The sequence below is a fragment of the Embleya sp. NPDC056575 genome, assembly GCF_042793325.1.
GTDB lineage: Bacteria > Actinomycetota > Actinomycetes > Streptomycetales > Streptomycetaceae > Embleya.
The window spans coordinates 1-15066 of record NZ_JBHTVA010000127.1 but is presented as its reverse complement, the minus strand read 5'-3'; the positions used below and the strand labels follow the sequence as shown (position 1 = coordinate 15066).

Genomic DNA, 15066 nt, shown 5'->3' with positions numbered 1-15066 from the left:
GTTCCACCCGGAAGTGGAACCGCCGCGGCCGTCGGGGCGGTTGGCCGCCCGTGCCGATGGCGCCTGCTACAGGTCGACCTGGCGGAACAACAGCCCGATCTCGTCGTTGGACAACCGGCGGGTGCGGCCGGGCTTTTGGTCGCCGAGCTGGATCGGGCCGAACTGCGTGCGCACCAGGCGCTCGACGGGGAAGCCCAGTTCGGCCAGCATGCGCCGGACGATGTGCTTGCGGCCCTCGTGCAGGACCACCTCGACGAGGTAGTTGTTGCCGACGCTGTCCACGATCCGGAAGCTGTCGGCGCGCGCGACGCCGTCCTCCAGTTCGACCCCGTCCTTGAGCCGCTTGCCCAGGTCGCGCGGGATCGGGCCCTGGATCGAGGCGAGGTAGGTCTTGCGCACCTCGTACCGGGGGTGGGTGAGCCGGTTGGACAGCTCGCCGTGGTTGGTGAGCAGGATCAGGCCCTCGGTCTCGGTGTCCAGCCGACCGACGTGGAACAGGCGCTGCTCGAACTCGGTGATGTAGTCGGCGAGGGTGAACCGGCCGTCCGGGTCGTACATGGTGGAGACCACGCCGGTCGGCTTGTTGAACGCGATGTAGGTCTCGGCGGGGCGGGTCGGGATGCGCATCCCGTCGACCTTGATCTCGACCGTGTCCGGGTCGACCCGCATGCCCTGCTCGGTGACCCGCTCGTCGTTGACCTGGACCCGGCCCGCGTCGATCAGGTTCTCGCAGTGCCGGCGGCTGCCGATGCCCGCGTCGGCCATCACCTTCTGCAGCCGCACGCCCTCCTGCTTCTCCCGCTCGTTGCGCTCGGTGTTGCGCATCGTGGTGGGCCGACGGTCGGGGCGACCGGTGCCCGCCGAGGGGCGGCGGTCCTTGCCGCCCGCGGCGCCCGACTTCGGCTGCCCACCCGCGCCGCCGCGACGGTTGTCGTCGGCGACCCGCCGGGGCTGCGGAGTGTTGCTGCCGCGCCCGGTGCCCCCGCGCTTGTTCACCGAGCGTCCCTTGCCTCGGTCGTTGCCGCCGGAGCCTTGCCTGTTGGTGGGTGCCATCAATCTTCCGTAGTCGTCTCGCCGTCGTCGGGATCGGTGTGCACCGCCCCGGTATCCCTCCCAGTATCCCCGCTCCGCGCAAGCGGGTACGCCGCACGGGTCGGCAGCAGCTCCGGACTGGCCCCGCCCTCGGCCTCCAGGGCCTCGATCTCGGGCAGGAAGGGGGCCAATTCCGGCAACTCGTCCAGCGAACGCAGGCCCATCCGCTCCAGAAAGTATTCGGTGGTGCGGTACAGCGTGGCCTGGGTCTCGTACTCGACGCCGTACTCCTCGACCAGCCCGCGCGCCAGCAGCGTGCGCATCACCCCGTCGCAGTTGACCCCGCGCACCGCGGCGATCCGGCCGCGGCTGACCGGCTGGCGGTAGGCGACCACGGCCAGCGTCTCCAGGGCGGCCTGGGTGAGCCGGGACTGCTGCCCGTCCAGGACGAAACGCTCGACCGCGGCGGCGTGCTCGGGACGGCTGTAGAAGCGCCAGCCGCCGGCCACCTCGCGCAGGTCGAAGCCGCGCCCCTGGGTGGTGTACTCCAGGGCCAGCGTGCGCAGCGTGGCGACCACCTCGGGCAGGGGGTGTTCCAGCACCTCGGCGAGCAGGTGTTCGGACACCGGCTCCTGGACCACCATCAGGACGGCCTCCAGGGCCGCCGGGAGTGGACTGTCGGACACCGGGAGGGCGGGGGGCGGGGTCTTGGCCCGCGCGGCGCGGGGAGCGGGCACCGCGGCCTCGACGGGCGCCGGCGGCGGGTGGTACTCGGAGGCGGCCTCGGGTTCCACCGCGGATTCGACCCAGGAGTCGGCCATGGGTTCGCCCCCGGGTTCGAGTCCCGGTTCGCGCCGGTGGCCGTCGTCGTTCACGTGCCCTCCTCCTCGTCCACGTCCCGCACCACGGTGTCGAATTCGTCGAACTCCGCGCTCACCGCCACGTCCTCTCCGGCGCCCGCGATCCACTTCACGGTCAGCTCCCCCAGCGCCTCGACCTGGTCGAACCCCACCGCCAACTCGCGGAAGAGTTCGAGCAGGACCAGGAACCGGGCCACCACGTGCAGCGTGTCCGGCGCGTCCGCGGCCAGCTCGGCGAAGGTCGCGCTGCCCATCCGGCGCAGCCGCTCGACCACTATCGCCGCCTGCTCGCGCACGCTCACCCGCTGGGCGTGGATGTGCTCGATCGACACCACCTTCGGCGCCTTCGGGGTCATCGCCTTGGCCGCCATCCGGGCGAACCGCTCCAGGTCGGTGGTGATCACCACCTCCGGCAGCAGCCCCTGGTAGCGCGGCTCCAGCGGCACATCACGCGGATACCGGCGGGACTCCTGGGCCCACCGGTCCGCCAGGATGCCGGCGATCTGCTTGTACGCCCGGTATTGGAGCAGCCGGGCGAACAGGATGTCCCGGGCTTCGAGCAGGGCCAGGTCCTCCGCGTCCTCGACCTCGGCGGCGGGCAGCAGCCGGGCCGTCTTGAGGTCGAGCAGGGTGGCCGCGACCAGCAGGAACTCGGTGGCCTGGCCGAGGTCCCAGTCCGGTCCCTGGGCCCGAATGTGCGCGATGAACTCGTCGGTGACCCGGGACAGCGCCACCTCGGTGACATCCAGTTTGTGCTTGGCGATCAGGCCGAGGAGCAGGTCGAACGGGCCCTCGAAGTTGTCCAGGCTGACCCGGAAGCCGGTGCCGTCGTCCGGTACCGGTACCTGCGCCTCGGCCGGCGGGGCGGGCGCGGGGACGCGGAGCGGGGCGGGCCCCGCCTCGGGATCGGCGGGTCCGGATCCGGCCCCGGCGGCGGACGTCGGCGGCGGCGACCCGTCCGGCCCGACCGGAGCGGCGGGCCGGCCCGGGCCGCGCCCGAGCGCGCGTCGGGGGCGGGCGGAACCGTGGGTGTCGGACATCGTGCGCTCAATGGTGCGGGCCGCGACTGCGGGAAACGGCACGGACCCGCCGGGCGGTGGTCCGAATTGGGCCACTCAGGGGACCGGCGGGTCCGTCGAGACTTCACCGAGCGGGCAACCGCTCGAATCGGGTTTGTCGCTCAAGAGCCACGCAGCCGGCGGACGAGAATACTCGCCTCGCCGCGCGCCTCCAGGTCGGCCAGGACCACCGCGACCGCCTCGCGCACTATCCGCCCGCGGTCCACGGCCAGGCCGTAGTCGCCGCGCAGGCTCAGCCGCGCGTGTTCGAGGTCCATCAGTTCCTCGGCGGAGACGTAGACGGTGATCTTCTCGTCGTGTCGCTCGCGCCCGCTCGGGCGGCGCTGCGCACGGGTGCGCCGATGGGCCGGACGCGCGTTCGGGTCGACCCCCGCGGCGGCGGCGGACATCGACGACGCCCCCGACGGCGTGGGCGCCTCGCGGCGACCGGGCACGGGATGTTGTACGGCGTGCTGTTCGGCCTCGCCGGATCCGCCGTCCGCACCGGACGGCTCGTGGCGCTCGGTGCTGTCGGGTGTGGCCCCGACCGGTGGAACCTGCGCGGGTACGGTGCCGCGCTGCTCTCCCGCGTCGCCGCCGGCACTCTGCTGCTGTCGCAACATCGCGCCGCCGGTGGTGCGGAACAGCTCGTCGGCACCCGGGAGACTCACTCGGCGCGACACCGGGCGAGCACCTCCCTGGCGAGCTGACGGTAGGCGGCTGCGCCCACCGAGTTGGAGGCGTACGTGGTGATCGGTTCGCCCGCGACGGTGGTCTCGGGGAACCTGACGGTGCGTCCGATCACCGTGTGGAAGACCTGGTCGCCGAACGCCTCGGTGACCCGGGCCAGGACCTCGCGGCCGTGCACGGTGCGGACGTCGTACATCGTCGCCAGGATGCCGTCGAGCACGAGGTCGGGGTTCAGCCGCTCGTGCACCTTCTCGATCGTCTCGGTCAGCAGCGCCACGCCGCGCAGCGCGAAGAACTCGCACTCCAGCGGCACGATGACGCTGTTCGCCGCGGTGAGGGCGTTGACCGTGAGCAGACCGAGCGAGGGCTGACAGTCGATGATGATGTAGTCGTAGTCGTTGACCAGCGGCCGGATCGCGCGCGAGAGTGTGGTCTCCCGGGCGACCTCGGTGACCAGTTGGACCTCGGCGGCCGACAGGTCGATGTTGCTGGGCAACAGGTCCATACCGGGGATGATCGTCTTCAGCAGCACGTCGTCCGCGCTGAGATGACTTTCCATCAGCAGGTTGTAGACCGTGAGTTCGAGCTCCATGGGGTTGACGCCCAGGCCCACCGAAAGCGCGCCCTGGGGGTCGAAGTCCACGAGCAGGACCCGGCGACCGTATTCGGCCAACGCGGCACCCAGGTTGATGGTCGACGTGGTCTTGCCGACGCCGCCCTTCTGGTTGCACATCGCGATGATCTTCGCCGGCCCGTGTTCGCTCACCGGCGCCGGGATCGGGAAGTAGGGAAGGGCGCGGCCGGTCGGGCCGACCCGCTCGCGCCGCTGCGTGGCGGCGTCGGGAGCGAGGGTCGCGGCGTATTCCGGATCCGGTTCGTAGTCCGCGTCGGGGTCGAACGGTCCGCCACGCAGTTCCTCGGCGTAGCGCAACTCGTCGTCGTAGTAGTACATATCGTAGGCGTACTCGTGCGCGTCCGGGCCATCGAGCCCGTCGGGCCCGGCCTGGCCGGCCGGGGCGGTGTGGCCCGCCTGGACGGCGGCGTCCGTGCGCGTCCCCTGCTGGTCCTGCGGGCCGTCGGCGGGCCCGTAGGAAGAGGTAGTCGGCGCTGCACGGCCCGGCGCCGCCCCTGGCTGGGCACCCCCGGGAGCAAATGTCGACTCGTTCACAAGTCGTCTTACCTCCTTGCCGACCAGGTCATTTCTTGCTTCGTCAGCCTGAGTCCTTGCCGACGGATCGCGACTCTATGGCGTTGCGGACGGTCGCAGCAAGGCGAACCGCCCGACGCATGCAACATGTGAGGTGATCCAGTCAAGCGCCCGAGGGTGGGATCCTCAGTACATCTGACGTGGTTCGTCAGGGGTTTGGCGCACGTAGACTCGGGTCGTGGACACCGAGGAATGACCCAGGAGTTCCTGGACGACCCGGACATCGGCCCCACCGTCGAGCAAATGTGTGGCGAACGAACTCCGAAGTGTACGTGGGGAGATGCCCCGCTCCGGAGCACTCCGGCCGGCCGCGTCGGCAAGCACGGCCCATCCGCTCTGCCGTGACAGCCGGCCGCCCCGCGCGTTGAGAAAGACGGCGGCGCCACCGGATCCCGAAGCGGCCAGCTCCGGGCGCGCCCGCATCAGGTACACATCGAGCGCCGCCAGGGCGCCCGCCCCCAACGGCACGACCCGCCGCCGACCGCCCGAACCACGAAGCGCGAGCGTCCCGGCCGCCAAGTCGACATCGGCGAGGTCCATCCCCACCGCCTCCGAAACCCGGGCCCCGCACCCATACAACACCTCGACCAAGGCCCGATCCCGAAGCCCGAACGCTCCCGCGGCAGCCGAAGCCGCGGCAAACAACGCCTCCACCGACTCCGGCGACAACACATCCCCACGCCACCGCCCCGAAACCACCGGATCCGGAGCAACCCCACACGCCACATCCACGGCGACCAACCCGGCACTCACCGCGAACGCGTGAACCCCGCGCACGGCCACAAGCGCCCGCGCCACGGAAGCCGGCGCCAACCCCTCGTCCCGCAACGCCCCACCGAACCCACGCACATCCGCGGCCCGAACCCCGCCCAACCCCTCGATACCAAGCCCGCGCAAATAGAGGAGGTAGCGCCCAAGATCCCGCCGATAGGCAACCAACGTGTTCGAAGCCGACCCACGCCGAAGCCTCAAATCCCCCAAATACCCCTCAACAACGCTCTCCACGCCCCCCATTCTGGCGCCCAAAACACCACATGCCGCACACCCACGTCATTGGGGGTGTACGGCATGCGCACGGCCTCGACCAGAAACCAACCCACAGCCCTCAAGCCAAGCCACCTTCAGCCCGGCCGGCACCTGAGGCCAAGCAGGAAACCGCAGCCCTCAAGCCCCGGCCAAGCCACCTTCAGCCCGGCCGGCGCTTGAGGCCAAGCAGGTAAACCGCAGCCCTCAAGCCCGGCCGAGCCAACCCCAGCCCGGCCGGCCCATGAGGCCAATCGAAAAGGGGTCAGGAACCCAGGACCTCTTCGAGCGAAACGGCGTCAATCCCCAGCGCCTCGCCCACGGCCGCGTTCGTAAGCCGACCCTCGTGCGTCGACAGACCAAGCGCCAACGCCCGATCCGCCTTCGCCGCCTCACGCCACCCACGGTTCGCCAACTGCACGATGTACGGCAGCGTCGCATTCGTCAGCGCATACGTGGACGTGTGCGGCACCGCACCCGGCATGTTCGCCACGCAGTAGAAGATCGAGTTGTGCACCTTGTACACCGGGTCGTCGTGCGTCGTGGCGTGCGAGTCCTCGAAGCACCCGCCCTGGTCGATCGCGATGTCGACCAGCACCGAGCCCGGCTTCATCCGCGACACCAGCTCGTTGGTGATCAGCTTCGGCGCCTTCGCACCCGGAATCAGCACCGCGCCGATGACCAGGTCCGCGTCCAGCACGGCCTTCTCGATCTCGTACGTGTTCGACGCGACCGTCTGCAGGTGCCCCTGGTAGATCCGGTCCGCGTCGCGCAGCGCCTGGATGTTCCGGTCCAGCAGCAGCACCTCGGCCTGCATGCCGAGCGCGATCGCGGCGGCGTTCATCCCCGAGACACCGGCGCCGATCACGACGACCTTCGCGGCGTAGACGCCGGAGACGCCACCCATGAGGGTGCCGCGACCGCCGCCCTGCGCCATCAGGTGGTACGAGCCGACCTGCGGCGCGAGCCGACCGGCCACCTCGGACATCGGCGCGAGCAGCGGCAGCGCGCCGTTGGGCAGCTGCACCGTCTCGTAGGCGATGGACGTGGTCCCGGCTTTGAGCAGGGCCTCGGTGCACTCCTTGCCCGCGGCGAGGTGCAGGTAGGTGAACAGCGTCTGGTCCTTGCGGAGCCGGCCGAACTCGGAGGCGATCGGCTCCTTGACCTTCAGGATCAGCTCGCCGGTCGCCCAGACCTCGTCCGCCGTGCCGAGGATGGTCGCCCCCGCGGCCACGTACTCCTCGTTGGGGATGGACGAGCCGACGCCGGCGTCGTGCTCGATGAAGACCTCGTGACCGTTGCGCACCAGCTCGTGCACGCCGGCGGGCGTGATCGCCACGCGGTACTCGTGGTTCTTGACCTCGCGGGGGATACCGACCTTCACGGCTATCAAGTCCTGTCGACAGAGGGTTGGGCACCAGCGAGCCCGAGCATGCGAAATGCACGCCGTACCTCGTGGTGTCCCTAGCTTAGTGCGGTTGGAACCCCCCGCCAACCTTACAAAGTGGCAGTGAGGACTGGACCGCTTGTCTATTTCGTAGGTTGCGCCCAAAACTTTGGACAGCAGCGAGTACCCACTAGGGGTCTACTCGTCACCCAGGAAGCGGCGAACCTCGTCGGCCTCGGGCGCGCCCGCGTCCACGAGCAGGGCCAATGCCTGCCGGCGGCGCGATCGGGCGTCCCGGGCGTCGCCCGAATCGAGCGCCAGTTCGGCGCTCTGCAACAGCGCCAGCGCCTCCAGCCGCTCGTCGCCGGCCGCGCGAAACGCCTCCATCGCGTCCCGGTAGACCGTCAGCGCCTCCGGCACCCGACCCGCCTCGCCGAGCACTGCGGCGATGTCGGCCAGCACCCGGCCGATCTCGGCGGGGTCGCCGATCCGCCGACGCACCCCGAGCGCCGCCCGGTGGTCGCGCACCGACTGTTCGAAGCGGCCCATCCGCGCGTGCAGCCGGCCCAGGTGGGAGAGCACCCGCGCCTGGCCGGCCGCGTCGCCTATGGTGCGGCGCAGCAGCAGCGACCGGTCGTACCAGTCGGCGGCCCGTTGCAGGTCGCCCAGGTCGGCGTAGGCATTGCCGAGGTTGACCATCGCCCGCCCCTCGCCGGCCGGGTCGCCCAGTCCGCGGGAGACCTCCAGCGCCGCGCGGTAGCAGGACAGCGCCTCCTCCAGCTCCGCGCGCGCGACGTGCAGGTTGCCCAGATTGAGCAGGGCCACCGCCTCCTGCCGGCCGGAGCCGGCCCGGCGTGCGGTGGTCAGCGCGAGTTCGTGCAGTTCGCGGACGTCGCTCCAGTGCGCGCGGCGGTCCAGGAGTCGGGTGAGCACCGAGACCAGCCGGCGCGTCGCCGCGTCCAGTCCGGCCGCGGCGGCCACCCGGGCGGCGGCCAGCAGTTCGGGCCGCTCGTCGCGCAGCCACGCGCGGGCCTCGTCGGCGCTGTCGAAACGCACGTCGGCGGCCGGGTCCGGACCACCCGTGCCGATGATGATCCGCTCCGCCGAGCGGGCCAGGCGCACATACCGGTCGAGCAGCCGCACCCGGGCGTTGCGCCGCTCGCCGGGCCGCTCCTCCGCGTCCAGACGCTCTTGTACATAGCCGCGCACCAGGTCGTGGAAGCGGAAGCGGCCCGGCACCGAGCCCGGCTCCAACAGGTGCAGCTCGCGCAGCTCGATCAACGACCGCGTCGCCGCGTCCGGCCCGCAGTCGGCCAGCGCCGCGGCGGCGTCCGCGCCGAACTCGCGACCCGGCACCAGCGCGAGCAGCCGCAACAGCCGGGCGGCCGACGGCACCAGTTCACGATGGATCAGCGAGAAGCACGCCCGCACCGCCAGGTCGTCCCCGGCCTGCTCGTGCAGCCGCAACCGCTCGGCCCGCAACCGCCGCCCGACATCGGCCATCGCGTAGCGCGGCCGGGCCCGCAACCACGCGCCCGCCATCCGCAGCGCCGCCGGGTGGTAGTCGCACAGCGCGGCCAGCTCGTCCGCGGCCCGCGGATCGCACGCGACCCGGGTGTGTCCGGCCAGGTTCCCCAGCAGTTCGGCCGCGGCGCGCGGGTCGAGCATGTCCAGCGCACAACTGCGCACCGCCGCCGCCCGCCCCAGGCCGGTGAGCGGGGCCACCGAGGTGACCACGACGAGTGCGGTGGGGCTCTCCGGCAGCAGCGGCCGCAACTGCGGCGTCCCGGTCACGTCCTCGAGCAGGATCAGGAACCGTTTGCCGTCCAGGTGCTCGCGAAAGAGCCGGATACGCTCCTCGTGCGCGGAGGGGATGCTCGCCGTGCCGAGCGCGTACAACATCGATTCCAGCACGTCGCCCGGCGGGATCAGCTCACCGCGCGGCCCGGTGAGCCGGGCGTAGAGCCGCCCGTCGGGGAAGTGCGGGGCCAGCCGATGGGCGAGTCGTACCGCGAACTCGGTCCGCCCCACTCCCACCGGTCCGGTGATCGCGACCACCCGGTCCCGGGGCAGCCACACCGTGCGGGTGGTGCCGGGGTGCTCCGGATCGGTCGGCGCCAGTTGCGCGGGGATCGCCGCGCCGGGTCCGGTCACCCAGGTATAGAGGGTGTCGAGTTCGTCGGTACGCCCGACGAAGTCGGGTCCGCCGGGCGGCAGTTGGTCCACGATCGCGGGCAACGCCCCGACCGGCGCGCGCATTCCGGGAACCAGCCCCTCGGTCGACGCGCACGCGACCTCGGACTCCCCGGTCACACCCACCGCAGACGCCCCCTGTCTCACCCACACCCATCGCGCAGATTACGACCACGCACGGGCCCGCAGGGCCCGACTCGCCAACCCCGAGTCACGAAATCCGCAGCCTTGCGCGCCCGAGGCGACGGGTGAGCGAGCGGGCACGGATGTCCCGGGCCCACCGGGACTCGACCGCCGCCGGTCAGAACGGTCGAGCGGGCCAGGGCGCGTCCGCGGCCCGCAGCGCGTCCAACCCGTCCCCCGCCCGCGCGGCCGCCAGCGCCAACGCTCCCGAAACCAGTGTCGGATTGTGCAGCTCGCCCGCCAGGATCAGCTCGATCGCCTCGTCCACCGGCAGCCAGGCGAGCTCCATCCCGACCTCCTCGTGCTCCACCGCGAACCGCTCGGCGGTGGACTCGGACAACCCGCGCGCGAGGAACACCCGGATCGCCTCGTCCGAGGAGCCGGGCGTGGTGTAGATGTCCAGAAGCACGTTCCAGACGGCGGCCTCGTGGTGCGCCTCCTCGAACAGCTCCCGCCGGGCGGCGTGCAGCGGATGTTCGCCGGCCACGTCCAGCAACCCGGCCGGGATCTCCCACAACTTCTGCCGCACGGGATGCCGGTACTGCCGCAGCACCAGGATGCGCCCCCGCTCGTCCAGCGCCACCACGCCCACCGCGCCGGGGTGGTCCAGGTAGTCGCGCCGCGCGCTGCTCCCGTCCGGCATCTCGACCATGTCGCTGCGCATCGACCAGACCCGCCCCCGAAACGGCGTCTCACTCGCCGAAACCGGCCACGACTCGGGGGTGTCGCCGATCCTCGCCCGAATCCGCGGGTCGTTCACGATGCGCTCCCTCTCACCCGGCCGCCGGCCGAATACCGCCGCCCCGATCGGCCAGCCTAATGGTCTTCGACCATGCGCCGACCACGCACGGGCCCGTGAGCGCACCGACCCCGACCACCGTCGATCGGGGCGGCCGGCGAAACGCGGGAAGCCACCCGCCCGCGTGCGCGGGTGGGTGGCTTCCCGGGTCGTCGAGCGCTCGGGCGGGTCGAGCGGTCGGGCGCGTCGAGCGATCCCACGGCGGGCGATCGGTCAGGAGGTCGTCTCCACGACCCGGTCCTCGCCCTTGATCCGGCGGACCGCCGCCGCGACCAGGCCCGCGAACAGCGGGTGCGGACGCGTCGGGCGCGACTTCAGCTCCGGGTGGGCCTGGGTCGCGATGAAGTACGGGTGCTGCTCGCGCGGCAGTTCGACGTACTCCACCAGTCGGCCGTCGGGGGAGAGTCCGGAGAAGACCAAACCGGTCTCCTCCAGCCGGGTCCGGTAGGCGTTGTTGACCTCGTAGCGGTGCCGGTGGCGCTCCTCGGAGCGGGCCGCGCCGTACACCTCGCGCGCGATCGAGCCCTCGGCCAGGTCCGCGGTGTACAGCCCGAGCCGCATCGTGCCGCCCAGGTCGCCCTGGCCCGCCACGATGTCGAGTTGGTCGGCCATGGTGGCCACCACCGGGTGCGCGGCCTCGGAGTCGAACTCCAGCGAGTTGGCCCCGTCGAGCCCGGCCAGGTTGCGCGCGGCCTCGATCACCATGCACTGCAGGCCCAGGCAGATGCCCAGGGTCGGGATCCGGTGCTCACGGGCGTAGGCGATCGCCTGCACCTTGCCCTCGACGCCCCGGTCGCCGAAGCCGCCGGGGATCAGCACCGCGTCGCAGTCGCCGAGTTCGCGCGCGGCGCCCTCGGGCGTGGCGGTGTTGTCCGAGGTCACCCACTTGATCCGGGTGCGCACGTTGTTGGCGAAGCCGCCCGCGCGGATCGCCTCGGTGACCGAGAGGTAGGCGTCGGGCAGGTCGATGTACTTGCCGACCAGCGCGACGGTGACCTCACGCTCCGGCTGGTGCACCCGGCGCAGCAGGTCGTCCCATTCGGTCCAGTCCACGTCCCGGAAGTTCAGCCCGAGCCGGCGCACCACGTACGCGTCCAGGCCCTCCGAGTGCAGCACCTTGGGGATGTCGTAGATGGACGGGGCGTCGATGGCCGCGACCACGGCCTCCTCGTCCACGTCGCACATCAGCGAGATCTTGCGCTTGATGTCCTGCGGCACCGCGCGGTCGGCGCGCAGCACGATCGCGTCGGGCTGGATGCCGATGCTGCGCAGCGCGGCGACCGAGTGCTGGGTCGGCTTGGTCTTCAGCTCGCCCGAGGGGCCGATGTACGGGAGCAGCGAGACGTGCAGGAAGAAGACGTTGTCCCGGCCGACCTCGTGCCGGACCTGGCGGATCGACTCCAGGAAGGGCAGCGACTCGATGTCGCCGACGGTCCCGCCGACTTCGGTGATCACGATGTCGACGTCGGCGGCGGCCATCGCCCGGATCCGCGACTTGATCTCGTTCGTGATGTGCGGGATGACCTGGACGGTGTCGCCCAGGTATTCGCCGCGGCGCTCCTTGGCGATCACCGACGAGTAGACCTGACCGGTCGTCACATTGGCCGAGCCGTGCAGGTCGACGTCGAGGAAGCGTTCGTAGTGGCCGACGTCCAGGTCGGTCTCGGCGCCGTCGTTGGTGACGAACACCTCGCCGTGCTGGAACGGGTTCATCGTGCCGGGGTCGACGTTGAGGTAGGGGTCGAGCTTCTGCATCGTGACCCGCAGGCCGCGCGCCTTGAGGAGCGCTCCGAGGCTCGACGCGGTGAGCCCCTTGCCAAGCGAGGAGGCGACGCCTCCGGTGACGAAGAGGTGCTTCGCCTGCCGGGTGCGACTGGGCGTCTGAGGCACTGCCAAGGAAGGGCTCCCGTGGTTGCGATGAGGGGGATGTCCTGGGGACATCCGAGGGATATCGAAGGGGACGCTGCTGGGCCGACGCGGGCCCGGAACAGTCCCACCAAGTCCACGGGATACCAGCCTAACAGCGTCGGGGGTCGAGGTCCCGCACCCGGGGCGGAACAACTGCGACACCACCCGGCGATTGCCCAGAGTGACGACGCACGGGAGAATCCGGACGCATGCCGACGGAACGGCCGAGTCGGATTCCACGCAGAGTCAACGATCGGGTCGGCGAAAGCAGGCACGTTTCAGCGCCGACGGCGCACTATGCTACGCAGGCGGCGCGCGAGTCTCTCTCCGTTCGCCGACACCCGCGCGCAGCGGAACCCACGCGCGCGACGGGTGCGCGTCCCCCGGATCCCGACGGGACGACATTTCGGGAGCACCGGTCGATCCGACCACCCTTGCGGCGGTCGATCACGCGTGCGTGGTGCACCCTGGAATGAATCGATCAAGGCAACCGAGACAACGAATCGATCGATCGCCGATCGGAACACGACCATCGGCGCGCAGGGCACGTACCACCCGCAGCAGCACCCAAGACCCACCGGTACCGGAACACAGCACGACCCGCCGGCACCGAACACAGCAACCCGTACGAGCCGATCCCTCGTACGCGCCCAGCCCCCCCGGCCGATCCCCGCCGCGCACGACGGGACCACCGGCCTCACCAGGACGACCAGGAACGGAAAGCGCTGCCCGTGACCAGCCGCATCGAGGACTACGCCCTCATCGGGGACATGCAGACCGCCGCTCTCGTGGGCCGCGACGGTTCCATGGATTGGCTCTGCCTCCCCCGCTTCGATTCGCCCGCCGTGTTCGCCGGCCTGCTCGGCAGCGAGGAACACGGCTCGTGGCAAGTCGCGCCGCTCTCCGGCGGCCCCGCGACACGCCGCCGGTATCGCGGCGACTCGCTGATCCTCGAATCGGAGTGGGAGACCCCCCGGGGCACCGTTCGGGTGATCGATTTCATGCCGCCGGCCGACGCCCTGGTCGGCGCGCCGGTGGTGGTGCGGATCGTGGAGGGCGTGTCCGGCCAGGTGCCGGTGCGCTCGGAGCTGCGCATGCGCTTCCACTACGGCAAGGTCGTGCCCTGGGTGCGCCGCGAGGCGGACGGCCGCACGGTCGCCGTCGCCGGGCCCGACGCGGTGTGGTTCGACAGCGACACCGAGACCTACGGACGCGGGCTGACCACCTATTCGGACGTCACCCTCGGGGAGGGCGACCGGGTCACGTTCACCCTCACGTGGCACCCCTCGCACGTCGACGGCCCGCTGCGCACCGACGCGCTCGCGGCGCTCGCGGACACCGAGGCGTTCTGGACCGACTGGATGACCCGCTGTACCTACCAGGGCCCGTGGCGCGAGCCGGTGGTGCGCTCGCTGATCACGCTCAAGGCGCTGACGTACGCCCCCACCGGCGGCATCGTCGCCGCGCCGACCACCTCGCTGCCCGAGGACGTGGGCGGCGTGCGCAACTGGGACTACCGCTACACGTGGCTGCGGGACGCGGCGATGACGCTGGGCGCGCTGCTCAAGACCGGCTTCGTCGACGAGGCCAAGGCGTGGCGCGAGTGGCTGCTGCGGGCGGTGGCGGGCGACCCGGAGAACCTGCAGATCATGTACGGCGTGGGCGGCGAGCGCCGGCTCACCGAGTACGAGGCGACCTGGCTGCCCGGCTACGAGGGCTCGCATCCGGTACGGATCGGCAACGCCGCCGCCGAGCAGTTCCAGCTCGACGTCTACGGCGAGGTCGTCGACGCGCTGCACCTGGGCCGGGTCGCCGGCATGGAGGGCCACGACCACGCGCACGCGCTCCAGCTCAAGCTGATGGACTACATGGAGCAGCACTGGCGCGACCCGGACGAGGGCATCTGGGAAGTGCGCGGGCCGCGCCGGCACTTCGTGCACTCCAAGGTGATGGCGTGGGTCGCGGTGGACCGCACCATCAAGATGCTGGTCGACCAGCCCGAGGACTCCGACACCGGGAAGATGCTGGAGCACCTGAAGGGTGTGCGCGAGGAGATCCACCGCGAGGTGTGCGCGTACGGCTACGACGCCGAGCGCAACACCTTCACCCAGTACTACGGCTCCACCGAGCTGGACGCCTCGCTGCTGCTGATCCCGCAGGTGGGCTTCCTGCCGCCGGAGGACAAGCGGGTGATCGGCACGATCGAGGCGATCCAGCGCGAGCTGACCGAGGACGGCTTCGTACGCCGCTACCCCACCAACGGCACCAGCGTCGGCCTGGACGGCCTGCCCGGCGACGAAGGCGCGTTCCTGGCCTGCTCGTTCTGGCTCGCCGACGACCTGGCCATGATCGGCCGGGTGGAGGAGGCGCGCGAGCTGTTCGAACGCCTGCTCGCGCTGCGCAACGACCTGGGCCTGCTCGCCGAGGAGTGGGACCCGCGCCTCCAGCGCCAAGTGGGCAACTTCCCGCAGGCGTTCAGCCACGTGCCGCTGATCGACACCGCGCTGCGGCTGACCGCGACGATGCGCGCGAGGGCGGTCGTGGCGGCGGAGTAGGGGCCGGCTCGCGCGGGGTCCCGCGGGGTCGTGTCAGGCCCGGTTCGGTGTGGCCGTTCGAAGCCGGTGGGCGCGCTGTGCAGGTGTGCGTACCGGTTCCGGGTGGTACATCCGGGCCCATGACCTCGCCCGATAATACGACGCAGACGCGGGCGACGAGGATTTAGGTTG

At 71.2% G+C, this 15066-nt stretch carries 11 protein-coding genes; 1 reads left to right on the top strand and 10 read right to left on the bottom strand.

Annotated features, from left to right (window positions below; translation table 11 throughout):
* Positions 1–66: 66 nt before the first annotated feature.
* From ACFRCG_RS47305 to ACFRCG_RS47260, 10 genes are all read right to left on the bottom strand, one after another.
* Complete coding sequence (locus ACFRCG_RS47305; RefSeq protein WP_380042874.1) at positions 67–1053, bottom strand: pseudouridine synthase; 987 nt, start codon at positions 1051–1053, stop codon at positions 67–69.
* Complete coding sequence (gene scpB / locus ACFRCG_RS47300) at positions 1053–1676, bottom strand: SMC-Scp complex subunit ScpB (protein ID WP_380042876.1); 624 nt, start codon at positions 1674–1676, stop codon at positions 1053–1055. The genes ACFRCG_RS47305 and scpB overlap by 1 nt, the downstream gene beginning before the upstream one ends.
* A gap of 227 nt (positions 1677–1903) precedes the next feature.
* Entirely contained in the window at positions 1904–2932 is a 1029-nt protein-coding gene (locus ACFRCG_RS47295) for a segregation and condensation protein A (protein ID WP_380042873.1), read from the bottom strand.
* A gap of 140 nt (positions 2933–3072) precedes the next feature.
* Positions 3073–3633 carry a hypothetical protein gene (locus ACFRCG_RS47290; protein WP_380042872.1) on the bottom strand — a complete coding sequence of 187 codons (561 nt, stop codon included), beginning with the start codon at positions 3631–3633 and terminating at the stop codon, positions 3073–3075.
* Complete coding sequence (locus ACFRCG_RS47285) at positions 3618–4592, bottom strand: ParA family protein (RefSeq protein ID WP_020555592.1); 975 nt, start codon at positions 4590–4592, stop codon at positions 3618–3620. Before ACFRCG_RS47285 ends, ACFRCG_RS47290 begins: the two co-directional genes overlap by 16 nt.
* A gap of 381 nt (positions 4593–4973) precedes the next feature.
* Positions 4974–5861, bottom strand: a complete 888-nt coding sequence (locus ACFRCG_RS47280) for a tyrosine-type recombinase/integrase (RefSeq protein ID WP_380042871.1) — start codon at positions 5859–5861, stop codon at positions 4974–4976.
* A 274-nt stretch (positions 5862–6135) separates the two neighbouring features.
* Positions 6136–7254 (bottom strand): alanine dehydrogenase, encoded by a 1119-nt coding sequence (ald, locus tag ACFRCG_RS47275; RefSeq protein ID WP_380042870.1) that lies wholly within the window; start codon positions 7252–7254, stop codon positions 6136–6138.
* 201 nt (positions 7255–7455) lie between these two features.
* Positions 7456–9576: a tetratricopeptide repeat protein gene (locus ACFRCG_RS47270; protein WP_380042869.1), complete on the bottom strand. Its 2121-nt coding sequence runs from the start codon at positions 9574–9576 to the stop codon at positions 7456–7458.
* A gap of 175 nt (positions 9577–9751) precedes the next feature.
* Positions 9752–10393: an NUDIX domain-containing protein gene (locus ACFRCG_RS47265; protein ID WP_380042868.1), complete on the bottom strand. Its 642-nt coding sequence runs from the start codon at positions 10391–10393 to the stop codon at positions 9752–9754.
* Between the two features lie 252 nt (positions 10394–10645).
* A complete protein-coding gene (locus ACFRCG_RS47260; protein WP_380042875.1) occupies positions 10646–12322 on the bottom strand; it encodes a CTP synthase in 1677 nt (558 codons plus the stop codon).
* Positions 12323–13071: 749 nt separating this feature from the next.
* On the opposite strand from ACFRCG_RS47260, the gene ACFRCG_RS47255 reads away from it, so the two are divergent.
* Positions 13072–14895 carry a glycoside hydrolase family 15 protein gene (locus ACFRCG_RS47255; RefSeq protein WP_380042867.1) on the top strand — a complete coding sequence of 608 codons (1824 nt, stop codon included), beginning with the start codon at positions 13072–13074 and terminating at the stop codon, positions 14893–14895.
* Positions 14896–15066 lie beyond the last annotated feature (171 nt).